The organism is Microbacterium sp. M28 (assembly GCF_025836995.1).
GTDB lineage: Bacteria > Actinomycetota > Actinomycetes > Actinomycetales > Microbacteriaceae > Microbacterium.
Genome location: NZ_CP107546.1, coordinates 963,637 through 984,563 on the forward strand (window position 1 = coordinate 963,637; position 20,927 = coordinate 984,563).

Below are 20,927 nucleotides of genomic sequence, written 5' to 3' on the forward strand. Positions count from 1 at the left end.
ACCCCGCCGAGTCGACTGAGGAGAACCGAAGGATCCAGCATCCTGGAACTCTGCCCTGCCACCAGCCTCGCTGGTGAGAGCGCGGCACGTTGTGGATCGATCCTGCGGATCGGCGTTCTGTGCAGAGAGAGTCAACGGGTACACCTGCACGACCCGGGAACGGATGCACGATCAGATCGCCGAATCGGTCGTGCAAGTGTTCCCGGGTCGTGCAAGTGTTACGACATGTCCCGGAGGCGGCGGGCCTGCGGGGCGGACCTGCAGGGCGGACCTGCAGGGCGGGTCAGCCCGGGTGGGTCATGCTCAGCAGGTCGAGCTTCTCGTCCAGCTGCTGCTCGGTGAGCTCGCCGCGCTCGACATAGCCGAGGTCGATAACGGCGTCGCGCACCGTGATGCCCTTGGCGACGGCATGCTTGGCGATCTTCGCGGCGGCCTCGTAACCGATCAGCTTGTTCAGCGGGGTCACGATCGACGGGCTCATGCCGGCGAATGCGGCGGCGCGGGCGGTGTTCGCCTGCAGGCCGTCGATCGTCTTGTCGGCGAGCGCGCGCGAGGCGTTCGCGAGCAGACGGATCGACTCCAGCACGGCGGTGCCCATGACCGGGATCGCCACGTTCAGCTCGAACGATCCGGAGGCGCCGGCCCATGCGACTGTCGCGTCGTTGCCGATCACGCGCGCGCAGACCATCAGCACGGCCTCGGGGATGACCGGGTTGACCTTGCCGGGCATGATCGAGGAGCCGGGCTGCAGGTCGGGGATGTGCAGCTCGCCGAGACCGGTGTTCGGTCCCGAACCCATCCAGCGCAGGTCGTTGTTGATCTTCGTCAGCGAGACCGCGATGGTGCGCAGGGCGCCGGATGCCTCGACGAGGCCGTCGCGGTTCGCCTGCGCCTCGAAGTGATCCTTCGCCTCCGTGATGGGCAGCTCTGTCTCGGCGGCGAGCAGCGCGATGACCTTCTGCGGGAAGCCGAGCGGGGTGTTGATGCCGGTGCCGGTGGCCGTACCGCCCAGGGGCACCTCGGCGACGCGGGGGAGCGCCGACTGCACGCGCTCGATGCCCAGCCGGATCTGGCGGGCGTAGCCGCCGAACTCCTGGCCGAGGGTCACGGGCGTCGCGTCCATGAGGTGCGTGCGACCGGACTTCACCGCGTCCTTCCACAGCTCGGCCTTCGCCTCGAGGGCGACGGCGAGGTGGTCCAGCGACGGGATGAGAGTGTCGATGAGCGCCTGCGTGACGGCGATGTGCACCGAGGTCGGGAACACATCGTTGGACGACTGCGAGGCGTTCACGTGGTCGTTCGGGTGCACCGGAGAACCGAGGATGCCGGTGGCCAGCGTCGCGAGCACCTCGTTCATGTTCATGTTCGAGGAGGTGCCGGAACCGGTCTGGTAGGTGTCGACGGGGAACTCGCCGTCGTGCACGCCTGCGGCGACCTGGTCGGCGGCGGCGGCGATCGCGTCGGCGATGGCGCCGTCGAGCGTGCCGAGCTCCTTGTTCGCGAGCGCGGCGGCCTTCTTGATGCGGGCGAGCGCGGCGATCTGCGTGGACTCCAGGCCCTTGCCGGAGATCGGGAAGTTCTCGACCGCGCGCTGGGTCTGCGCTCCGTAGAGCGCGTTCACGGGCACGCGGACCTCGCCCATCGTGTCGTGCTCGATGCGGTACTCGGTGTCGGTCACTTCGATCCCTCCTGGGTTGCGGAAGCGACTGTGCTTCCGGTGTCGATCCCCACCGTGATGACGGGCACGGCCGTGCCCTCGGCGAGGCGGTAGTTGGCGCCGACGATGCCGAGCCGCCCCTCGGCGACGGCGTCGCTGATCAGTTCGGACGACTGCAGCAGGTTGGCGACCGTGTTGCGCAGGTGTTCGCGTCCGACGAGCTCGGCATCGATGTCGGACGGCGAGGAGCCGCCGTTCTCAGCGAGCACCTTGCGCGCGGCCGGGATGATCGGTGCGATGAGCTTCCAGATGTGCGGCGGCAGCGGGGCCGCGTCGATCGCGGTGCCGTCGATCGCCGCGCGCACAGCGCCGCAGGAGTCGTGCGCGAGCACCACGATCAGCGGGACGCGCAGCACCTCGACCGCGTACTCGAGGCTGCCCACGATGGACTCGCCGATCACCTGGCCGGCGTTGCGGACGACGAACAGGTCGCCGAGGCCGAGGTCGAAGATGATCTCGGCCGCCAGGCGCGAATCAGAGCATCCGAACAGGGTCGCGATCGGGCTCTGCCCGTCGGCGAGTTCGTGACGCTTCTCGACGTTCTGGTTCGGATGCCGCGGGTCGCCGGCGACGAATCGACGATTGCCGTCGAGCATCTCGTTCCAGGCCTCGGTCGGGGTCAGCGTGGTCATTCGGCCTCCTCGATGGCGGTGATCTGCGAGTTCAGCGACTCGGCGACTTTCGCGGTGGACTCGGCGGAGCGCGAGCCGAACAGCAGCACGTAGTCGTCGCCGGCCTGGGTGCCCAGGGCGTACGAGACGTTGGCGGAGCCGCGGTCGCCGATGTCGTACACGTCCCACTCGCGACCGTCGATGGTCGTGGTGGATGTGGGAGCGAATCCGTCGAGCATCTGCGGAGCCCACGACGCATCCGAGTCGAAGGCCTGCGCGATGCGGATGAAGCCGCGCTCCTCCTCATCGGCCGGGGCGATGGTGATGTTCCACACGACCGGGGCGCCGCCGTCGAGCTCGGCGGAGTTGACGCGCCAGAAGTCTCCCAGCACGGGGACGATGGCCGGGCTGTCCATGGTCGATTCGACGTCGGCGGCGATCGTCGCGACGTCGATCTCCTCCTTCGCCGCCGGTGCGCCGCGTGGCACGGCGAAGACGATGACGGCGACGACGGCCAGCGTCAGGATGAGCGCGGCGATCAGGTGCCGGAACGTCTGGCTCGAGCGGTACGCCTGGCTGGATGCCGCCTTGCGCGCCGCGGTCTCATCCGCCGTCTCCGGGCGTCCGAGTTCGGCGACGATCGGCGCGCTCGGCTTGCGGCTCACGACTCGTCCTCGTCGGATGCCGCGGTGCGCGCGGCATCCAGGCGGCGCTTCGCGCCGAGCAGCCATTCCTCGCAGCGGGCGGCGAGTGCCTCGCCGCGCTCCCACAGCGCGAGCGACTGCTCGAGCGTCGGCGCGCCCTGCTCGAGTTCGGCGACGACACGGACGAGTTCATCGCGCGCGGCCTCGAACGACAGCGATTCCACGGGGGTGTCGATGGGCGCAGTCACGCCTTCCATCCTACGTCGTCACCCGACACGCGCCGATTCAGGCGCCTTCTGCGATCTCGCCCTCCGAGCGCGCCGCGACCGTCCCCCGGTCGACGGTGAGGGTCAGCGCTGTGCCGGCGGGCGCATCGGCCGCATCGCGCAGGATCACGCCGCCCTCGAGGTGCGCGATGGCATAGCCGCGCGCCAGGGTCGCCGCGGGGGACAGTGCCCGCAGGGAGGCCCGCAGCTCCGACGTCCGCCTCGCGGCGTCGTCCATGCGGCGCGTGACGGTGTCGCGACCGCGCGCCGACAGCAGCAGCACCTCTTGGGCGCGCGCATCGATGATGTGGTCGGGGGAGCGGAGCACCGGGCGGGAGCGCAGCTGATCCAGTTGGGCGATGTCGTGGGAGATCCGCTGCGTCAGTCGGCTCGTGGCCCGCGATCGCAGCTGCGCGATGACCGCGCGTTGTTCCCCGACGTCGGGGACGACCCGCTTGGCGGCATCCGTCGGGGTCGACGCGCGCAGGTCGGCGACGTCGTCGAGCAGCGGGTGGTCGTTCTCGTGCCCGATCGCGGAGACGACGGGAGTGGATGCCGCGGCGACCGCGCGCACGAGCCGCTCGTCGCTGAACCCGAGAAGCGTCTGCGGGTCGCCGCCGCCGCGGGCGATGATGATCACATCGACGTCCGGGTCGGCGTCCAGCCGCTTCAGCGCGGCGAGCGTGTCCGGGACGCAGCGGTCGCCCTGCACCGCGGCGTACTCGGTGCGGAACCGCACGGCCGGCCAGCGCAGCTCGGCGTTGCGGTGGACGTCCTTCTCGGCATCCGATCGCTCTCCCGTGATGAGGCCGATGACGTGCGGGAGGAACGGCAGCGGCTTCTTGCGGGAGGCGTCGAAGAGGCCCTCCTGCCGCAGCTGCATCCGCAGCTTCTCGAGCCGCTCGAGCTGGTCTCCCAGACCGACGTGCTTCATCGCCGACACGGTGAAGCTGAAGTCTCCTGCTTTGATGAAGTAGTCGGCCTTGACGGCCGCGACGACGTGGTCGCCGACGGCGAGGTCGGACGGGATGCGTACCCGGACGCTGGACCAGATGCGCAGCGAGATCTGCGCATCGGAGCGGGTGTCCTTCAGACGGGCGAAGACGTTGCCGGCGCGGACGTTCCAGGAGGTGATCTCGCCCTCGACCCAGACGGTGTTCCAGCGTGCCACGAAGTCGCGGATCGTCGTGTTGAGGCGGGTCACCGAGGTCGGAGCATCCGCGGTGGAGTCCTTGGGCGCGACCGCATCGGCCGGCGGTGCCTCGCCGGCAACGGACGAAGCCTCGAAGACGGTCATCCTGCTCCTCCTGTCGGCGGTTCGCTCACCCAGCCTCGTCCCATCCAGCCGCCGTAGAATCGAGGGGTGAGCCAGACAGCCGTGCACCTTTCCATGCCGCGTATTCCGCGACCGCGGCGCGCCGCGCTCCAGGATAACCCGGTCGCCGGACACAAGCGGGTTCTCCTCGCTGCCCCGCGCGGCTACTGCGCCGGAGTCGACCGAGCCGTGGTCGCCGTCGAGAAGGCGCTCGAACGCTACGGAGCCCCGGTGTACGTGCGCAAGCAGATCGTGCACAACATCCACGTCGTGACCGAGCTCGAGGAGAAGGGCGCGATCTTCGTCGAGGAGGTCGACGAGGTCCCCGAGGGGGCGCACGTCGTGTTCAGCGCGCACGGGGTGTCCCCGGCCGTCGTGAACGCGGCATCCGAGCGCGGCCTGCAGGCTATCGACGCGACCTGCCCGCTGGTCACGAAGGTGCACAGGGAAGCGGTGCGCTTCGCCAGGGACGACTTCGAGATCCTGCTCATCGGCCACGACGGGCACGAAGAGGTCGAGGGCACCGCCGGTGAGGCGCCCGACCACGTCACGGTCGTCAACTCCCCGGAAGAGGCGGACACGGTCGTGGTTCGCGACCCGTCGAAGGTCGTGTGGCTCTCGCAGACCACGCTCTCGGTCGACGAGACCATGGAGACCGTCAACCGTCTGCGCACCCGCTTCCCCGAGCTGCAGAACCCGCCGTCGGACGACATCTGCTACGCGACCCAGAACCGGCAGGTCGCGATCAAGAAGGTCGCCGCCGAGGCAGAGCTCGTGATCGTCGTGGGCTCGGCGAACTCGTCCAACAGCGTTCGACTCGTGGAGGTGGCGCTGGAGTACGGTGCCAAGGCCGCGTACCGCGTCGACTACGCCGACGAGGTCAAGCAGGAATGGCTCGACGGCGTGGCCACCGTGGGCGTCACCAGCGGTGCATCCGTCCCAGAGGTGCTGGTACGCGAGGTGCTCGAGGCGCTGAACGGCGCAGGTTACGCCGACGTCGAGGAAGTCCGTACGGCCGAAGAGGACCTGATGTTCTCCCTTCCCAAGGAGCTCCGTCAGGATGCCGCCGGCCAGCGCGATGCGCGCGCTCTCGGCGGACGCGTCACGGAGACGTCCTCTTAGCACTCACCTGCTCCGGGTGGTAGGGGGTGGCCCTGGTCTTCACGGGTTCCTACCATGGATGATGCAACGCTGGTCTGATGGCGTTGCGAGGTGCCGGAGCGTCCCCAGCGCTCGGTGCTTTTCGGCGAGAGCGTCCCCAGCGCTCCCGTCAGCGGCCCCGGGGTGTCCCCACACCTCTGGGGCCGTCGCCGTTTCGGCGGAAACCCTGGGAGAGCTGCAGAGTGCGACTGGTTAGCATGGCGGGATGAGCGAGCAGACGACACCGGCCCCGCGGCCCCAGTACGGCGAGTACGCGACGCCGGAAGAGCAGCGCCGCCTGGCCGGTCTGCCTCCACTGGACGCGGTCCCCGTGACAGAGGTGCCGGCTGAGCCCGCACCGGAGGCGGCCGCACCGGCCGGCCGGGGGAACGTCGACCGCATCGTCACGATCGCGCTGCTCGCCTACGGTCTCGTGAACGTCGTCATGACCGCGATCTCGTACCTCGATCTACCGACCGTTCTGCAGCAGAGCATGCAGATCCTCGGCATCGAAGGGGACTTCACGAACTTCGCCCAGGGCAGACTCGCCGGCGCCGTCGCGGCAGTCGTCCTGGTGATCGGCTATGCGCTGACGGCGCTCGCGGCATTCCGTCGGCTGCGGGCCGGGAAGAAGTCCTGGTGGGTGCCGCTCGTCGGAGCGGTCGCGACGATGATCGTGGTCACGATCTGCATCATGATCCCGATGCTCGGGGACCCGGCTTTCGTGCAGTGCCTGCAGACCGGCGGCGTCTGAGCTCGGTCCGCTCAGCCGCGCGAACGGATGTGGGCGTCCGGCCCCGGGAACAGGACGCCCTCGTGCCCGTCATCCCAACGCACCAGATACGGCGGAGCGCCGTCGTCGCCGTGCACCTCGACGATGGTTCCCTCCCGTCTCGGTGTCGTGTCGGTGCGCCCCTCGACGATCAGGTGATCTCCGGGCTGTGCATGCATCATCCCCACCTCGCTTCGCGGTCGACCGGCCCATGCCGTGGCTTCCACGATCCTCCGCCTGGCCGGTTGCGCGCAAGCGGGTCACGGGTACTGTCGAAGACGTGCCCCACAACAGCTTCGGTGTCCAGATGTCCTACGCCTCCGTCGACCGCGAGGACGGGTCGGATCCCCGCCCGTCGGCGCGGGAGATCCTCGAGCGCCTGCGCGTTCTCGCCGCGGTCAGGGATGCCTCGGCGGCGTGGGCTGATCGCGACGAGGCCGTTCTCGCGATCGCCGTGACGGACGAGAACGCGGTGCTCACGCTGACCGCGGAGGACGTGATCGAGACGACGCTGACCGTCGCCGCGCTGCGCGCCGAGTTCGCCGAGGTCGGTCTGAACCTGTGGATCGATGCAGAGGGACCAGCGGCGACGGCCGTCGAGGGATTCGAGGAGTTCGAGGCCGAGTTCGACGACGCCGAGCTGTTCGGCGACGACGACGATGAGGACGCGGAGGATCTCGACGACATCGATCCGATGCTCTTCGAGCCGACGCCGGTGCGCGTCGCGGCCTTCTCGCATCGTGGCCCGGCGGTGGCGCGCATTCTCGCCGAGGCCAATCGGACGACGGTCGAGCACACCGAATCGGGGATCTGGTCGGTGCAGCGGTTCCGGACGACGGAGCCGACTTCGGGCTGGGTGTCGTCCCGCGCGGAGCTCCCGATCATCGAGGTCAATCGCACGGACACCGGCGACAGCTGGATCGAGGTCACAACGGCATCCGGAACGGTGCCGTTCTGGCCGGATGCCGAGCGCGACACGCAGCCCGTACTCGACCTGGATGCCATCGTCGTTCCCGAGACCGCGGAGGTGTACCGGCGCCTGCTGACAGAAGGCGACGGCACGCGCGACGAACTGGCGGAGATCGCGGCGAGCACGCGGCTGGATGTCGATGGCGCGCACCGCGCGCTGGTCGCGGAGGCGCTCGGCGGCGTCGTCAGCTCCGAGGAGCGTCGACGGGCGTTCCTGGCCGCGTTCGGCATCCCGGCGGATCTCATAGACACCGCGTTCGACGACGGTGGGGAAGCACGACGCTTCGAGCCGGTCGGGTGGCCGGCGGCAGCCGGGAACCTGCTGGTCGCGGGATTCGGTGAACTGGCTCCGCTGACCCGTCGGGACACGTCCTGGCAGCGTGTGACCGGCGCGATCCGCCGGCGCCCGGCGCTCGGCATCGCGATCGCGGCCGGTGAGCTCGTGTTCGGTGTCTGGGCTGCTGGGCGCTTGCGCGGTATCGGGAAGGGACTCGGCATCCTGGCGATCATCGATGCGATCGGCGACCTCGCCGTGTGGGTCGCCCGACTGCGTCGCCGCTGATCACAGGCAGCGGCCTGAGACGTGTGATGCCCCGGCCGATCGGCCGGGGCATCTCGCGGTGCAGCTGAGGGCGGTCAGCTCTTGGACTGGCCGTAGCTGCCGAGCTGGCGGGTCGACTCGACGACGCGAGCGGCCATCGCGGACTCCGCGATCTTGCCCCAGGCGCGCGGGTCGTACTGCTTCTTGTTGCCGACCTCGCCGTCGACCTTCAGGACGCCGTCGTAGTTCTTGAACATGTAGTCGGCGATCGCGCGGGTGTACGCGTACTGCGTGTCCGTGTCGATGTTCATCTTGATGACGCCGTTCGCGACCGCGAGTGCGATCTCCTCGTCGGTCGAGCCGGAGCCGCCGTGGAAGACGAGGTCGAGCGGCTTCGCACCCGTGCTGTACTTCGCGGCCACCTGCGCCTGGATCTCGCCCAGGAGCTCCGGACGGAGCTTGACCCCACCCGGCTTGTAGACGCCGTGCACGTTGCCGAAGGTCAGAGCTGCGATGTAGCGACCCTGCTCGCCGAGACCGAGAGCCTGGACGGCCTGGTCCACATCCGCGAAGGTCGTGTAGAGGGCATCGTTCGAACCCTCGTGCTGGACGCCGTCCTCTTCGCCGCCGACGACACCGATCTCGACCTCGAGGATCGCGTTGATGTTCTTCATGCGGGGCAGGAGTTCCTTGGCGATCTCGATGTTCTCCGCGAGCGGCACGGCCGAGCCGTCCCACATGTGCGACTGGAAGATCGGGTTGCGCCCGGCCTTGACCTCTTCCTCGGAAGCGGCGATGAGCGGCTCGACGAAACCGCCGAGGGCATCCTTCGGGCAGTGGTCGGTGTGCAGTGCGACCGTGATCGGGTAGTTCTTCGCGACCTCGGTCGCGAAACGGGCGAAGGCGAGGGCGCCGGTCGCGCGAGCCTTCACGGTGTGACCGGCGAAGTAGTCGGCACCGCCCGTGGTGACCTGGATGATGCCGTCGGAGCCGGCCTCGGTCAGGCCCTGGAGGACGGAGTTGATGGTCTGCGAGCTGGAGACGTTGAACGCCGGGTACGCGAAGCCACCGGCCTTCGCGCGGTCGAGCATTTCTGCGTACTGATCCGGAGTGGCGACGGGCATGAGAAACTCCTGCGATAGATGAAGCCGGGACAGCAGTCACTCTATCGCCGGACGCTCCGGGTGCTGTGGCCCGTGACCTCCGCACGACGAGGCGCTCTTCACCCACGTTAAGAATCGCGATTCCTTCGGTCATGCGGCGAGGAAAATCGCGACATTTGGCAGGACTTGCTGACTAGGCTGACCGCATGGTGAGTCTGACGGCCGATCTGAGCCCCCTGCGTCCCGACCGAAATCTCGCGCTGGAACTGGTGCGCGCGACCGAGGCCGCGGCGATCCGCGCGGTGCCCTTCATCGGGCGCGGTGCGAAGGAGGCCGCGGACGGCGCCGCGGTCGACGCCATGCGCGCATTCCTGGGCACTGTCGACTTCAAGGGGCGCGTCGTGATCGGCGAGGGGGAGAAGGACAACGCGCCGATGCTGTTCAACGGCGAGGTCGTCGGCACCGGGCGCGGCCCCGAATGCGACATCGCGGTCGACCCGATCGACGGCACATCGCTCACCGCGGCCGGTCGCCAGAACGCGCTGTCGGTCATCGCGGTGTCGGACGGAGGGACCATGCTCGATGCATCGAGCGTCTTCTACATGGACAAGCTCGTGACGGGTCCCGCTGGTGTCGGCGTCGTCGACATCCGGCTTCCGATCGGCGAGAACATCCGTCTCCTGTCGAAGGCGCTGGACAAGCCGGTCGACGAGATCGTCGTGTCGGTGCTGAACCGGCCGCGCCACGAGCAGCTCATCCAGGAGATCCGGGATGCCGGAGCCGGCACCCGGCTCATGAGCGACGGCGACGTCGCCGGCGGTATCAACGCCGCGCGACACGGCGCTCGCACCGACATGTGCGTCGGCGTCGGCGGCAGCCCGGAGGGCATCGTGACCGCGTGCGCGATCAAGGCCCTCGGCGGCCACATCCAGGGTCGTCTCTGGCCTCGCGATGACGAGGAGCGTCAGCGCGGCATCGATGCGGGGCTCGAGATGGACAAGGTGTACGAGGCGGACGACCTCGTGCGCGGCAACAACACGCTCTTCGTCGCCACCGGCGTCACCGATGGCCAGCTCGTCGCGGGCGTGCGCCGCGAGGGCGGTTACGTCTATACCGAATCCGTCGTGCTGCGCGGCGCATCCGGCACGCTGCGACGCATCGCCAGCGAGCACCTCGTCTCGAAGTGGCTGTGATCCGCATCGGCTGTCGCTGAGCATCGTTATCGAGCTGGTACGCCTCGGCGTGCTCGTCGACAGCGGGTTTCCCAGTCGGGCCTGGCAGAATAGGCGCGGATCTGCTGTCGCGCCTCGACCGAGGCGCGACCGGAGGAGGACGAGCGATGAGCACGCAGCACACGGGCAGCGAGAAGGCGACGCCGAAGGTGGTCACGACTGCGACCGGACGCATCCTTCGTGTGAACCCCGACGGGACGCTGGGATCGACCTCGAAGGCGGAAGGCCCCGCGTCCGCGCAGACCGCCGCCGCCGCACGAACGGGCATCGCGCAGGATCCGTCCCGGCGCGCCGACGTGCTGTTCCGCGTACGCCGTGACGAGGGTCACGAGCTCAGCCCGTGGTGGATGATCGGCGCCTTCGTCGTCACCTCCGGACTGGTGATCGCCCTGCTGAGCTGGGTCCCGGGCGGCGCGTGACCCGCATCGCCTGAGCGGTGATCGTCGAGTCGCGACCGCTTCAGCGCTCCGCGTCGGCGTCTGTGAGCCGCAGGCGGACATCGCCGACATCCGCCTGGAGGGTCACCGCCTCGGATGACGGCCGTGCCTCTTCATCGCCGGCGACGCCTTCGATCAACTCGGTGGCCGTGAATCGGCGCCCCGTCACCGTGACCGCTGCCGGCACCGCGTCGAGGGTCGCCGCATCGATGCCGGGGAACTGCCGAGCCGTCACCAGCACGCGGCTCTCGAGCGAGCCGGCGAACCGGTTGTAGCTGTCGACCGTGCGCTCGAGCGCACGGCGCAGATCGTCGGCGTGCCCGGCCAGCGTGCCGAGACGCTCGTACAGCTGAGTGCCGAGAGCGAGGAGAGTCCGCGCCTCGGTGGAGACCTCCTGCTGCGTCCACGTGTAGGCGACGGTCTTGAGCACCGCCCACAGGTTGACGGGGGACGCGAGCGCGACGCGCTTGCCGAACGCGTAGTCGAGCAGCGTCGGGTCTTCATCGATGGCAGCGGCCAGCAGCGACTCGTTCGGGAGGAAGCAGATCACGAACTCCGGACTCGAATCGAGCCCTGACCAGTACGCCTTCTTGGCGAGGGCGTCGATGTGCGCACGCACCGCCTTCACGTGCTTCTGCATGAGGGCGCGGCGTGACGGCTCGTCCTTCTCTCCGGCGCCGAGAGCGCTCGCCTCGAGGTAGGCGTCGAGCGGCACTTTGGCATCCACCGCGATGGATGCGCCGCCCGCGAGCCGGATCACCATGTCTGGGCGGCCCTGACCGCGGTCGGAGAAGATCGTGGACTGCAGATCGAAGTCGACGTGCCTGGTCAAGCCGGCGGCTTCGACGACGCGACGCAGCTGGGTCTCGCCCCAGACGCCGCGCGTGGCCGTCGACCGCAGCGCGCCGGCGAGGGACTCGGTGGTCGCCCGGAGCGCCTCATCGGAATCCTGCGCACGGCGCAGCTGCTCGGCGAGCGAACCGAACTGGGCGTGCCGCTCCTGCTCGAGAGTGGAGACCTTGTGCTGCATCTGCTGCAGGCTCTCCCGGACCGGCGCCAGCGCGGTCAGCACGGCATTCTGCTGCTGGACGCGCGTGGCCTCGGCGGCCTGTTGCGCACGGGCGTGCTCGACGGCATCCCGATACAGGTCGTACTGGCGGTCGCGGTCGTCTCGCGCCGCGGCCAGTTCTGCCTCGGCCCTGGCGAGCGCCGTGGCGCCGCGCGAAGCGCGTGCGAACCAGCCGACCGCCGCCCCTGCGGCGAGGGCGACGATCACGAGGAGAACGATCAGCGGAGCATCCATGACCTCAGTGTGCGCCCGGCCACCGACATTCGTCGGGACCGACCGCGGGCTCAGGCGACGGCGCGCTCGGGGGCCGCCACCGGCGGCGTCGTCACGCGCAGGCTCAGCGCGTCGGCCAGCGCATCCACATCGGTGGCGCCGTGCCGTCGCGCGGCGTCGATCACGATCTGCGCGCAGGCACGCGCATCCGCCAGCGCGTCGTGGTGCGAGAACTCGGCGAAACCGGCGGCCGCGGCCGCTTTGGGCAGGCGGTACGAGTCGAGCTGGTAGGTCTTCCTGGCCACCTGCAGGCTGCACAGCGAGCGGTACGGCGGGCACTCGAGCCCGGTGGCGGCGGAGGCGCGGCGCAGCACGTTCAGATCGAACCCGGCATTGTGCGCCACGAGCACGTCTGCTCCGGCGAAATCACACAGCCGATCGAACTGCTCCGGCCAGGTGGCGGCGTCCGCGACATCGCTCGGGTGGATCCCGTGGATGCGGATGTTCCACTCCTGGAAATCGTCGTGCCCGGCCGGCGGGCGGATCAGCCATCCGGTCATCGCGACGACCTCGCCGCCGCGCACGCGCACGAGTCCGACGGAACACGCGGAGGCGGGGCTGGAGTTCGCGGTCTCGAAGTCGATCGCAGTGAAATCCAGTGGCACGACTTCACTGTCTCCCGGCATCCGGGCCCGGCGTCGCAGGCTCGCCGTAGGCTGGCGACATGAGCGACGCACGCGCGACATCCTTCGGGTCTCAAGCTCGCAGCTACGAACTCGCACGCCCCGACTATCCGTTCGAGGCCGTGGCCTGGATGCTCGAGCAGCTGCCGGCCGGCTCGCGCAGAGTCGCGGATGTCGGTGCCGGCACCGGCAAGCTGACGCGCGTGCTGGCCAAGGCGCCGGATGCCGAGGTCGTCGCGATCGATCCGGATGCCCAGATGCTCGCGACCCTCCGGCAGAGCGTGCCTGGTGTCCCGACGTTCATCGGCACAGCCGAGGCTCTTCCGCTGCCTGACGCGAGCGTGGATGCCGTCGTGCTCGGACAGGCCTGGCACTGGGTCGATCCGGTGGCGGCGTCGGCGGAGACGGGGCGCGTGCTTCGGCACGGCGGTGTCCTCGGTCTGATCTGGAACATCCGCGATGAGCGCACGCCCTGGGTCGAGCGGCTCACGGCGATCATGCACGGCAGTGCCGCGGAGCAGATGATCTCCGGCGACGGCCCCGTCGTCGCGGCGCCGTTCGGCCCACTCGCGTCCCAGGAGTGGGAGTGGACGCGTCCGATGACCCGCGCGCAGCTGCACGACCTGGCCAGCTCGCGCAGCTACGTGATCACGGCGACGCACGAGGAGCGAGCGCGCATCCGACGAGAGATGGATCAGTTGTTCGACGACCTCGGTACTCAGGGCGATGCCGTGATCGACGTCCCCTACGTGACCCGCGCGTATCGGGCGGTGCGGGAATGACCACCGGCGTGGACGCGGTCTTCTTCGACCTCGACGGCACGCTCGTGCACGACGGCGCGGGCGACGCAGTGCAGCACACGGCCCGCGAGCTGGCGCGGCGGCACGGCCTAGACGCCGACGCGATCCTCGTCGCGAACACCGACGCGTGGCGTGACTGCTGGGCGGTTCAGGGAGACAAATGGATGCGCGGCGAGCTGCCGGGCGACGCCTTGCCGCGCGAGATCTGGCGGTCCACACTCTCGCGGTACGGGCATGACGATGCCGCCCTGGTCGATGAGGCCGTCGTGCTGCACGTCCGCGCGGAGCACAGCACCTTCACGCTCTTCGCCGAGACGCTCGTCGTGCTGGAGGCTCTCCGCGCCGACGGCATCCCGTTGGGGGTGATCACAAACGGGCCGGCAGAGTTCCAGCGTGCCAAGCTCGTCACAGTCGGGATCGATGGGCTCTTCGATGTGGTCGTGGCGTCCGGTGACATCGGTGTGCTCAAGCCCGCCTGCGAGATCTTCGAGCGGGCGCTCGACGGACTCGGCGTCAGTGCGGATCGTGCGATCCACGTCGGCGACAATTTCGCCGCGGACGTCGTGGGAGCAGCGGATGCCGGCATGAGCGCGATCTGGATCAACCGCGGCGCGGCGGCTGCGCCACGGGTGGGCATCCCGCATCGCGACATCCGCTCGCTGAGCGACGTGCTCACCGAGCGAACGCAGGGTGCCGGCATCCCGCGCAGGTAGACTCGTACCCCGTGGCTCTCACTATCGGCATCGTCGGCCTGCCCAACGTCGGCAAGTCCACCCTCTTCAACGCCCTGACCAAGAACGACGTGCTCGCGGCGAACTACCCGTTCGCGACGATCGAGCCGAACGTCGGCGTGGTGAGCCTCCCTGATCCTCGGCTCGCCAAGCTCGCCGAGATCTTCAGCAGCGAGCGCATCCTGCCCGCGACGGTGTCGTTCGTCGACATCGCCGGCATCGTCCGCGGTGCGAGCGAGGGGGAGGGGCTGGGCAACCAGTTCCTGGCCAACATCCGCGAGGCCGATGCGATCGCGCAGGTCGTCCGCGGCTTCGCCGACGACGATGTCGTGCACGTCGACGGTGCGGTGAACCCGGCATCCGACATGGAGACCATCAACGCCGAGCTCATGCTGGCCGACCTGCAGACCCTCGAGAAGGCCATCGTCCGGTACGAGAAGGAAGTCCGCGGACGCAAGCTCGATCCCTCGGTGCTCGAGGCCGCGAACGCGGCGAAGGACGCGCTCGAACGGGGCATCCTGCTCTCGACGAGCGGGATCGACCTCGCGCCGATCCGAGAGCTCGGGCTGCTGACCTCCAAGCCCGTCATCTTCGTCTTCAACGTCGACGAGTCGGTGCTGACCGATGATGCCCGCAAGGCGGAGCTGGCCGCGCTCGTCGCGCCGGCCAAGGCCGTCTTCCTCGACGCCAAGATCGAGTCCGAACTGATCGACCTGGACCCCGAGGATGCCGCCGAACTGCTGGCGTCCACCGGGCAGGACGAGTCGGGCCTGGACCAGCTGGCGCGCATCGGGTTCGACACCCTCGGACTGCAGACCTACCTCACCGCAGGCCCGAAGGAGGCGCGCGCCTGGACGATCCACAAGGGCGACAAGGCTCCGCAGGCAGCCGGCGTGATCCACACCGACTTCGAGAAGGGCTTCATCAAGGCGGAGGTCATCTCGTTCGACGACCTCGTCGAGACCGGGTCCGTGATCGAGGCCCGCGCCAAGGGCAAGGCGCGCCTGGAGGGCAAGGACTACGTCATGCAGGACGGCGACGTCGTGGAATTTAGATTCTCGAACTGAACCTTTGGCGCATGCCGCATTCCATCGGCGGCGTCCTTCTCTCCAATGAGCGCTCAAAAAAGGGACTCTCGCGGAGGCTTGGCGCGCCGTGAGGTGGTGGAGTTTAGGATTAACGCCTGACGGTCTCTTTGTTGAACGGCGGTACACGAGTGGCGCCCAGCCGGTCGAAGCGTATTCATTTTCCTCTTGCGAGAGAACACTGGGCGATCATCGCTGCCACGGCGATGCTGGTGGTCGGCGGGTGCGCGATGTACCTGTCTTGGGGTGCGTGGGGCGTGTTCGTGGCCTGTAGTGCTCTGACGTTGGTGGGCTCGACGGCCCCTGCGTTGATGCTCCTTCCGCGGTCTGCGGTGACGAGAATGTTGATCATGCAGGTGGCGTCTTGCGCGGTGTGGTTCATGCTCATCGGATGGGGGCTGGTCGCCCTGTTGTACCCTGCGTACACCGTCGGTTGGAGATTTCCGGGTAGAGGCGGCGGTGGCATGCGCGTGGAAGATGAGGCCGATGCATGGTGGATAGGTTGGTCCGTGCTCGGTATGGGGGTCGCCTGCGCGGCGTTGATCATCGCAGTTGAGATCATCCCTCGCATCCGCCGAGCACGAGTGGATCCGTGACTTCGAGAACGTCGTGGTCTACCGCCTGCTGTCCGTCGAGCGTGCAGCCTTGGTATCAGCTTGAGGTGACCTTGTAGACCCAGAGGTTGGTTTGTGCGGCGACGTGGTGGAGTTCCGGTTCTCGAACTAAACCTTTGGCGTGTCAGCAGTGAAGCATCACGTGGACTTCTGACTCATCTTCGCATCGCGCGTCGACCTGGAGACCCGTACACTAGGACGGGTTCCGCCGGCGGCGGAGGTCGTCGTCGCGAGAGAATGGTCCGACCACAATGAAGCGCGTCGCAGGGGCCTCGGTAGTACTCCTCTCGTCGCTCGCCCTCCTCACTGGATGCGGGAGCTCGGCAGACCTAGGCCCGATTCCGCAGCAACTGGGCGGCGCGTCGTATGCGCTGTACTTCAGCGCGCAGAGCGCAGACATCGATGGAGCGCATCACCGCGGGAGGCTGGTCCTTGTCGATGCAGATGGCTCAGTGTCTGTGTTGCCCACATGGGGGATGGATCACGGTCGACCCGTCTGGACCGACGAAGGCCTGTTCTTTAGTGATTTGAAGAACGACTATCGCCTTGATGAGACCCGGCTGACCACCATCGCGAGCCCGAAGACGGACAGCCAGTACGCGATGCTCGCGACCTCGCCGTCGACTGTGTTGGGCCTCTATAATCTGGGGTTCTCAGATGCAGGTGGCTACACGAGCCAAGTGGTCGTCACAACTGGCGACACCAGTACGCTCAGCGAGGTCGAAGGCGGCTACTACACCACTGCGAACTGTGAAGGCACGGTCTATGGCATCGGTTTGGCAACTGGGCCGTACTCGTCGACGGGCGACCCTGACACCGAGCCGGTGATGCTCAACCAGCTCACAGACACCGCTGACGGTGACGAGGAGAACGTGGGGCTGAGCGCGCAGGCCCGCGACAACGCGCTCCCCGCTAGCGCGCCGTGCCAGGGCGGGACGATCTTCTACATCTCCGATTCCATCAGCGGAGGGCTCGATTCTCCGGTCAGGCCGGTCATCTCGATGTGGGATATCGCTTCCGGGGAGTATCGCGAGGTTGCGATGGATGCTGGCCCGTTAACAGAGCGACTCATGCGCAGCGACGGCATCGGATACCCGCAGGTGAGTGCGGATTCGATTCGAGACGGACGGCTCCAATGGTTCGGTGTGAGCAACTCCATCATGTCCACCGATCTGGCGACAGGTCGGACGGAGAAGCAGTTCGACGTAGCTGGGGTCACGGACGAAGTGCTCTCATCGCAGGCATCCTTTCAAGGCGATGAAGTCGTCGTGATGGTCGACAGCGACGGATCCAATCCGTATGAGATCGTTCGATACCACCGTGATTCCGGAGTCGTGTTGTCGCGGAGCGTCGTCAACTTTGCGCCGGAGGACCTCGCGGCGGGGCTGTTCCTTCGAGGATTCGCTGTCCGGCCGTAGGGTTCTTTCCGCCGCCGGATGTCTGCTCATTTATCGTGAAGACACGCCAGAGGTTGTTATCTGCGGCGACGTGGTGGAGTTCCGCTTCAACAACTGACGCACGCATTGTGCGGACGGACAGTCAGCATGTCGGACGTTCCGGCTACGGTCGGCGTATGACGATTCATCTCGAAGGAATTACCGTTCTCGCCGATGATGTCACGGCTCTGGCTGACTTCTATGAGCTCGCACTCGGCTGGGAAGTGGAGGTTCGCGAAGAAGCGTACGTCGCGTTCGGGGGACACGGGGTGCGCGTCGCGATCTTCTCTCGTCAATTGATGAGCGGGAACACCGACGGTCATCCGGCATACGCCGTGCAGTTCACTGGCCAGGCATTCGAACTGAACCTTCAGTGTGACAGCGCGGACGAGGTGGAGCGGTGCTACGACCGGCTGATCGCTGCAGGGGCGACGCCAACGGGGCGACCGGCGTTGCGGGAGTGGGGCCAGTTCGCCGGCTTCTTCGCGGATCCCGAGGGGAACATTCACTCGCTGTTTGCGAACGTGCCGTGAGCGTCGACTGATGGCCCCTCGGCGAGCGGCGGTACACGGAACACGGGGGAAGCGGTGACCACTCCGTTCAGCGACACCGCTTCGACAACCGACGCGGGACCGTCGATGACACGCTCGATCGTGTCGATCGACGTCGTGGTTCACGAAGCGCTGTCTGCCGAGGATCTCGCGCAGCTGAGGCGTCTCTTCGACGACGAGTACCTCGACGCTTTCGGTTCCTGGGACCCTGCGCAGCCCTACGGCTACGCTCCGCACGACGTCCATGTGATGGCCCGGACCGACGCCGGCATTGCCGGACATGTCGGCTGGGCGCGCCGCACTATCGGCGTGGGGAACGCCGACGTCGTGATCGCAGGCGTCGGCGGAGTGCTGATCACCGAGCGTGCGCGTGGTCAGCGACTGGGGAATCGGATGCTGGCGCGTGCGGCGCAGACGATGAATGATGCCGGTGGGATCGACTTCGGCTATCTCGGCTGCTGCGAAGAGGTCGTGCGGTTCTACGAATCGTGCGGGTGGCATCGGATCCGTGCCACCGAGCGTTCGATCGGACGGGACGGGATCCTGGTCGAGGACCCGCCGGGACCTCCGCTTCTCGTCTTCCCTGTCAAGCGTGATCGCGCCACATGGCCGCCTGGGGCCGTCGATCTTCGGGGCCGTGCCTGGTGAGGGGAGACGGCCTGATGGGTGCGGGTAGCGTGGTCGCCATATCGAATACTCGTGACGTTGTCTTCCATCGAGGGGGATGGTTCCCTTTCGTGATCCGGGAGGTCGGCGATCTCCGGATCGAGCTCGGCGCCGGGGCAGCGGCCGATCATTCGCCCCGGACCTTCAGCTTCCCGATCTCTGCGGCGCACCTTGATGTCATCCGCGCCGATCTCGCACGGCATCTGATGCTGTGGTCCGCGATCCTGCGGCTCTGCGAAGCGGCCGGCATCTCCCGTCCGCTCGACGAGGGCGCCGCCGTGGCACTTCTGGACCCGATTCTCCTGGGGACGCCGAACGAGGCGAATGCCTATCTCCGTCGTGTCTCACGGGCAGATCACCTGCTGGTCGCCCATGGTGCCGACATCGAACTGCTCGACCGCGGTGAATTCCTCGCAGCGCTGCGGGATGCGACAGTCGCGGACGACCGGGATCGCGTGGACGAACACCGTCGAAGTCGTTCGCACGGCCGCTGCGTCCCTAAGCTCACGGCGCTGGACGAGGGGGTGCTGAACTACTGCGGCCATCTCCTGCAGACGGTCGGCCCCCCGACGCGCCGACCGGACATCGTCGATCCCGGCCTGTTGCCCGACACGATGCGCGTCGTTGCAACGACGGAGCAGGCGAGCGCCGGCGCCACGCTGCCACGGGGCGGAGAGAGTCTGGAGGATCACCAGAAGCTCGGGCGCGAGTGGCAGAGGCTGACCGACAGGGTGGAGGGTGCGCTGCGCGCCACCTACCCGGAGCTGTCAGATCACGCGATCGAGTCGCTGTGCTGGCTGATGTGCTTCGAAGCCCCGTCTCACGCATCCGCATGAGCGAGCATCCTTCGATCGCCGTGACCGAGCTCGGCAGTGACGGCCCGCCGCTGGTCCTGCTGCACGGGCTGGCCGGCAGCTCTCGCGAGATGGTGCCGACGGCGCGAGCCCTGAGTGAGAACTTCCGGGTGCTGCTCGTGGACCAGCGCGGCCACGGTTCCAGCACTCGACGCTCGGCGGACCTGTCCCGCAAGGCTTTCGTGGCCGACGTCGTCCACGTCCTGGAGCGATACGCACCGGGGGAGCGGAGCATCCTGGTCGGGCAGTCGATGGGAGCGCACACCGCGTTCCTCACCGCCGCGGAGCGCCCGGATCTGGTCGAAAGCCTGGTCATGCTCGAAGGGCACGTCGGCGGCAGCGACGACCCGAGGGATGCGGTCCGCCTGGGCGAGTTCTTCGCTTCGTGGCCAGTGCCGTTCGTCGACGAGGCGCACGCACGTGCTTTTCTCGGGTCGGACGCGATCGTCGATGCGTGGATCGCTGACCTCGAGTCGACTGACGACGGGTTGCGACCACGCTTCGACCCCGACATCATGCAGCGCACCATCGAGGGCGTGCACAAGCCCCGCTGGGACGAGTGGGAGGCGTTGCAGGTGCCTACACTCGCGATCTTCGCGAAGCACGGGATGTTCAGCGCTCCTGACAGGCAAGCCCTGATCCACAGGCGTCCCTCGACCGAGCGGATCGATCTCTCCGCCGGGAGCCATGATGCGCATCTCGACGCGTTCGAGGAGTGGATCGAGGTGCTGCGCGGATGGATTCGCGCCGGCGACGGCGTCGGCTAGGGTGCGTGACATGAAGGCACTTTTCGCGGACATCCGGGACGGTCGGATCGAGGAGGTTCGTCGACGGTTGGATGCCCAGCCATCGTTGGTCTCCTCCGTGGCGAAAGCGCCCCCGAAGAAGGATGACGGTCAGTCCCCGCTGCAGGTCGCGGTCAAGACCGGTCGTCTCAGGATCGCCGAGTTGTTGCTGGATCGCGGTGCGGATGTGAACTACATCGAAGCGTCCTCGGTGAACGAGTGGCGGGCACCTGTCATTCATGATGTCCTGCGCGCTGCGGTGAAGCGTTCTCGCTGGTTCGTCAGCACGACGTTCGGTGACGACGACCCCGAATGGGCGATGAAGAACTCGGCCGAGGCCGCCGACAGATGGTACGGATTTCTGGTCAGGGTCGTCGACGAGGGTGCTGACGTGCACGCGCTGGACTCCTATGGGAACTCGTGTCTCCAACGGGTCATCCTCGACGCCAGGGAAGTGCTGCCGAGAGTGCGCTTCGACGATCCCACCTGGGTCGATCCCCAACCCTGGAACGACAAACTGGTCAGCGATCTGACCCGTATCTTCGGTCTCCTCTACGCGCACGGCGTCGATCCGGATGAGGAGCGCGACGCCCACAGCGGGAAATCACTGGCCGAAACATATCGGGACGATTCGGTCGGGAGGTTCCTGAACAAGCGCGGGACTGTGGCCGCAGACGGCTGACAGCGGGACAT

The 20,927-nt window shown here is 67.8% G+C and carries 23 protein-coding genes; 14 read left to right on the plus strand and 9 right to left on the minus strand.

Annotated elements, in window-relative coordinates; translation table 11 throughout:
- Positions 1-283 precede the first annotated feature (283 nt).
- The 5 genes from OED01_RS04800 to xseA are packed head-to-tail and all read right to left on the minus strand — an operon-like array spanning position 284 to position 4,535.
- Entirely contained in the window at positions 284-1,678 is a 1,395-nt protein-coding gene (locus OED01_RS04800) for a class II fumarate hydratase (protein ID WP_264157240.1), read from the minus strand.
- Positions 1,675-2,349: a carbonic anhydrase gene (locus tag OED01_RS04805; RefSeq protein ID WP_264157241.1), complete on the minus strand. Its 675-nt coding sequence runs from the start codon at positions 2,347-2,349 to the stop codon at positions 1,675-1,677. The genes OED01_RS04800 and OED01_RS04805 overlap by 4 nt, the downstream gene beginning before the upstream one ends.
- Positions 2,346-2,993 carry a DUF4245 domain-containing protein gene (locus OED01_RS04810; RefSeq protein WP_264157242.1) on the minus strand — a complete coding sequence of 216 codons (648 nt, stop codon included), beginning with the start codon at positions 2,991-2,993 and terminating at the stop codon, positions 2,346-2,348. Before OED01_RS04810 ends, OED01_RS04805 begins: the two co-directional genes overlap by 4 nt.
- Positions 2,990-3,220 (minus strand): exodeoxyribonuclease VII small subunit, encoded by a 231-nt coding sequence (locus OED01_RS04815; RefSeq protein WP_406249457.1) that lies wholly within the window; start codon positions 3,218-3,220, stop codon positions 2,990-2,992. The genes OED01_RS04810 and OED01_RS04815 overlap by 4 nt, the downstream gene beginning before the upstream one ends.
- A 37-nt stretch (positions 3,221-3,257) precedes the next feature.
- A complete protein-coding gene (gene xseA, locus OED01_RS04820; RefSeq protein WP_264157244.1) occupies positions 3,258-4,535 on the minus strand; it encodes an exodeoxyribonuclease VII large subunit in 1,278 nt (425 codons plus the stop codon).
- A gap of 93 nt (positions 4,536-4,628) precedes the next feature.
- On the opposite strand from xseA, the gene OED01_RS04825 reads away from it, so the two are divergent.
- Positions 4,629-5,675 carry a 4-hydroxy-3-methylbut-2-enyl diphosphate reductase gene (locus tag OED01_RS04825; protein ID WP_264157914.1) on the plus strand — a complete coding sequence of 349 codons (1,047 nt, stop codon included), beginning with the start codon at positions 4,629-4,631 and terminating at the stop codon, positions 5,673-5,675.
- Between the two features lie 244 nt (positions 5,676-5,919).
- Positions 5,920-6,447: a DUF6264 family protein gene (locus tag OED01_RS04830; protein ID WP_264157245.1), complete on the plus strand. Its 528-nt coding sequence runs from the start codon at positions 5,920-5,922 to the stop codon at positions 6,445-6,447.
- A gap of 11 nt (positions 6,448-6,458) precedes the next feature.
- Here OED01_RS04830 and OED01_RS04835 read toward each other — a convergent pair whose 3' ends face one another.
- Positions 6,459-6,644: a DUF1918 domain-containing protein gene (locus OED01_RS04835; RefSeq protein ID WP_264157246.1), complete on the minus strand. Its 186-nt coding sequence runs from the start codon at positions 6,642-6,644 to the stop codon at positions 6,459-6,461.
- Positions 6,645-6,745: 101 nt separating this feature from the next.
- Here OED01_RS04835 and OED01_RS04840 point away from each other — a divergent pair, with 101 nt between their 5' ends.
- Positions 6,746-7,996: a hypothetical protein gene (locus OED01_RS04840; protein WP_264157247.1), complete on the plus strand. Its 1,251-nt coding sequence runs from the start codon at positions 6,746-6,748 to the stop codon at positions 7,994-7,996.
- Positions 7,997-8,070: 74 nt separating this feature from the next.
- Here the strand turns inward: OED01_RS04840 and fbaA are convergent, their stop codons facing one another.
- Complete coding sequence (gene fbaA, locus OED01_RS04845) at positions 8,071-9,099, minus strand: class II fructose-bisphosphate aldolase (protein WP_264157248.1); 1,029 nt, start codon at positions 9,097-9,099, stop codon at positions 8,071-8,073.
- Positions 9,100-9,284: 185 nt separating this feature from the next.
- Between fbaA and glpX the strand changes: the two genes are divergently transcribed.
- On the plus strand, positions 9,285-10,271 hold the full coding sequence (glpX, locus tag OED01_RS04850; RefSeq protein ID WP_264157249.1) for a class II fructose-bisphosphatase: 987 nt from the start codon (positions 9,285-9,287) through the stop codon (positions 10,269-10,271).
- A gap of 146 nt (positions 10,272-10,417) precedes the next feature.
- Positions 10,418-10,729: a hypothetical protein gene (locus OED01_RS04855; protein WP_264157250.1), complete on the plus strand. Its 312-nt coding sequence runs from the start codon at positions 10,418-10,420 to the stop codon at positions 10,727-10,729.
- A gap of 40 nt (positions 10,730-10,769) precedes the next feature.
- On the opposite strand, the gene OED01_RS04860 is transcribed toward OED01_RS04855, so the two are convergent.
- Positions 10,770-12,050, minus strand: coding sequence for a DNA recombination protein RmuC (locus OED01_RS04860; RefSeq protein WP_264157251.1), 1,281 nt, complete (start codon positions 12,048-12,050; stop codon positions 10,770-10,772).
- Positions 12,051-12,100: 50 nt separating this feature from the next.
- Positions 12,101-12,694, minus strand: coding sequence for a 3'-5' exonuclease (locus tag OED01_RS04865; protein WP_264157252.1), 594 nt, complete (start codon positions 12,692-12,694; stop codon positions 12,101-12,103).
- A gap of 59 nt (positions 12,695-12,753) precedes the next feature.
- Here OED01_RS04865 and OED01_RS04870 point away from each other — a divergent pair, with 59 nt between their 5' ends.
- From OED01_RS04870 to OED01_RS04910, 9 genes are all read left to right on the plus strand, one after another.
- Positions 12,754-13,494 carry a class I SAM-dependent methyltransferase gene (locus OED01_RS04870; RefSeq protein WP_264157253.1) on the plus strand — a complete coding sequence of 247 codons (741 nt, stop codon included), beginning with the start codon at positions 12,754-12,756 and terminating at the stop codon, positions 13,492-13,494.
- Positions 13,491-14,225, plus strand: a complete 735-nt coding sequence (locus tag OED01_RS04875; protein WP_264157254.1) for an HAD family hydrolase — start codon at positions 13,491-13,493, stop codon at positions 14,223-14,225. The genes OED01_RS04870 and OED01_RS04875 overlap by 4 nt, the downstream gene beginning before the upstream one ends.
- 11 nt (positions 14,226-14,236) lie before the next feature.
- A complete protein-coding gene (gene ychF, locus OED01_RS04880) occupies positions 14,237-15,310 on the plus strand; it encodes a redox-regulated ATPase YchF (RefSeq protein WP_264157255.1) in 1,074 nt (357 codons plus the stop codon).
- An 883-nt stretch (positions 15,311-16,193) separates the two neighbouring features.
- Entirely contained in the window at positions 16,194-17,360 is a 1,167-nt protein-coding gene (locus OED01_RS04885) for a hypothetical protein (RefSeq protein ID WP_264157256.1), read from the plus strand.
- A 155-nt stretch (positions 17,361-17,515) separates the two neighbouring features.
- A complete protein-coding gene (locus OED01_RS04890) occupies positions 17,516-17,911 on the plus strand; it encodes a VOC family protein (protein WP_264157257.1) in 396 nt (131 codons plus the stop codon).
- 105 nt (positions 17,912-18,016) lie between these two features.
- Positions 18,017-18,577 (plus strand): GNAT family N-acetyltransferase, encoded by a 561-nt coding sequence (locus tag OED01_RS04895; protein WP_264157258.1) that lies wholly within the window; start codon positions 18,017-18,019, stop codon positions 18,575-18,577.
- Positions 18,535-19,431, plus strand: coding sequence for a DUF6357 family protein (locus OED01_RS04900; protein WP_264157259.1), 897 nt, complete (start codon positions 18,535-18,537; stop codon positions 19,429-19,431). Before OED01_RS04895 ends, OED01_RS04900 begins: the two co-directional genes overlap by 43 nt.
- The gene (locus OED01_RS04905) at positions 19,428-20,216 is read left to right on the plus strand and encodes an alpha/beta fold hydrolase (RefSeq protein ID WP_264157261.1); all 789 of its coding nucleotides are present in this window, start codon (positions 19,428-19,430) and stop codon (positions 20,214-20,216) included. Before OED01_RS04900 ends, OED01_RS04905 begins: the two co-directional genes overlap by 4 nt.
- A 10-nt stretch (positions 20,217-20,226) precedes the next feature.
- A complete protein-coding gene (locus OED01_RS04910; RefSeq protein ID WP_264157262.1) occupies positions 20,227-20,916 on the plus strand; it encodes an ankyrin repeat domain-containing protein in 690 nt (229 codons plus the stop codon).
- Positions 20,917-20,927 lie beyond the last annotated feature (11 nt).

What these genes read in the sequence shown, in the direction of transcription:
- OED01_RS04805 (WP_264157241.1), bottom strand. Translation starts at nt 2,349, where the DNA reads ATGACCACGCTGACCCCGACCGAGGCCTGGAACGAGATGCTCGACGGC.
- xseA (WP_264157244.1), bottom strand. Translation starts at nt 4,535, where the DNA reads ATGACCGTCTTCGAGGCTTCGTCCGTTGCCGGCGAGGCACCGCCGGCC.
- OED01_RS04825 (WP_264157914.1), top strand. Translation starts at nt 4,629, where the DNA reads ATGCCGCGTATTCCGCGACCGCGGCGCGCCGCGCTCCAGGATAACCCG.
- OED01_RS04830 (WP_264157245.1), top strand. Translation starts at nt 5,920, where the DNA reads ATGAGCGAGCAGACGACACCGGCCCCGCGGCCCCAGTACGGCGAGTAC.
- OED01_RS04835 (WP_264157246.1), bottom strand. Translation starts at nt 6,644, where the DNA reads ATGCATGCACAGCCCGGAGATCACCTGATCGTCGAGGGGCGCACCGAC.
- fbaA (WP_264157248.1), bottom strand. Translation starts at nt 9,099, where the DNA reads ATGCCCGTCGCCACTCCGGATCAGTACGCAGAAATGCTCGACCGCGCG.
- glpX (WP_264157249.1), top strand. Translation starts at nt 9,285, where the DNA reads ATGGTGAGTCTGACGGCCGATCTGAGCCCCCTGCGTCCCGACCGAAAT.
- OED01_RS04855 (WP_264157250.1), top strand. Translation starts at nt 10,418, where the DNA reads ATGAGCACGCAGCACACGGGCAGCGAGAAGGCGACGCCGAAGGTGGTC.
- OED01_RS04860 (WP_264157251.1), bottom strand. Translation starts at nt 12,050, where the DNA reads ATGGATGCTCCGCTGATCGTTCTCCTCGTGATCGTCGCCCTCGCCGCA.
- OED01_RS04870 (WP_264157253.1), top strand. Translation starts at nt 12,754, where the DNA reads ATGAGCGACGCACGCGCGACATCCTTCGGGTCTCAAGCTCGCAGCTAC.
- OED01_RS04875 (WP_264157254.1), top strand. Translation starts at nt 13,491, where the DNA reads ATGACCACCGGCGTGGACGCGGTCTTCTTCGACCTCGACGGCACGCTC.
- OED01_RS04885 (WP_264157256.1), top strand. Translation starts at nt 16,194, where the DNA reads ATGAAGCGCGTCGCAGGGGCCTCGGTAGTACTCCTCTCGTCGCTCGCC.
- OED01_RS04890 (WP_264157257.1), top strand. Translation starts at nt 17,516, where the DNA reads ATGACGATTCATCTCGAAGGAATTACCGTTCTCGCCGATGATGTCACG.
- OED01_RS04895 (WP_264157258.1), top strand. Translation starts at nt 18,017, where the DNA reads ATGACACGCTCGATCGTGTCGATCGACGTCGTGGTTCACGAAGCGCTG.
- OED01_RS04900 (WP_264157259.1), top strand. Translation starts at nt 18,535, where the DNA reads ATGGCCGCCTGGGGCCGTCGATCTTCGGGGCCGTGCCTGGTGAGGGGA.
- OED01_RS04905 (WP_264157261.1), top strand. Translation starts at nt 19,428, where the DNA reads ATGAGCGAGCATCCTTCGATCGCCGTGACCGAGCTCGGCAGTGACGGC.
- OED01_RS04910 (WP_264157262.1), top strand. Translation starts at nt 20,227, where the DNA reads ATGAAGGCACTTTTCGCGGACATCCGGGACGGTCGGATCGAGGAGGTT.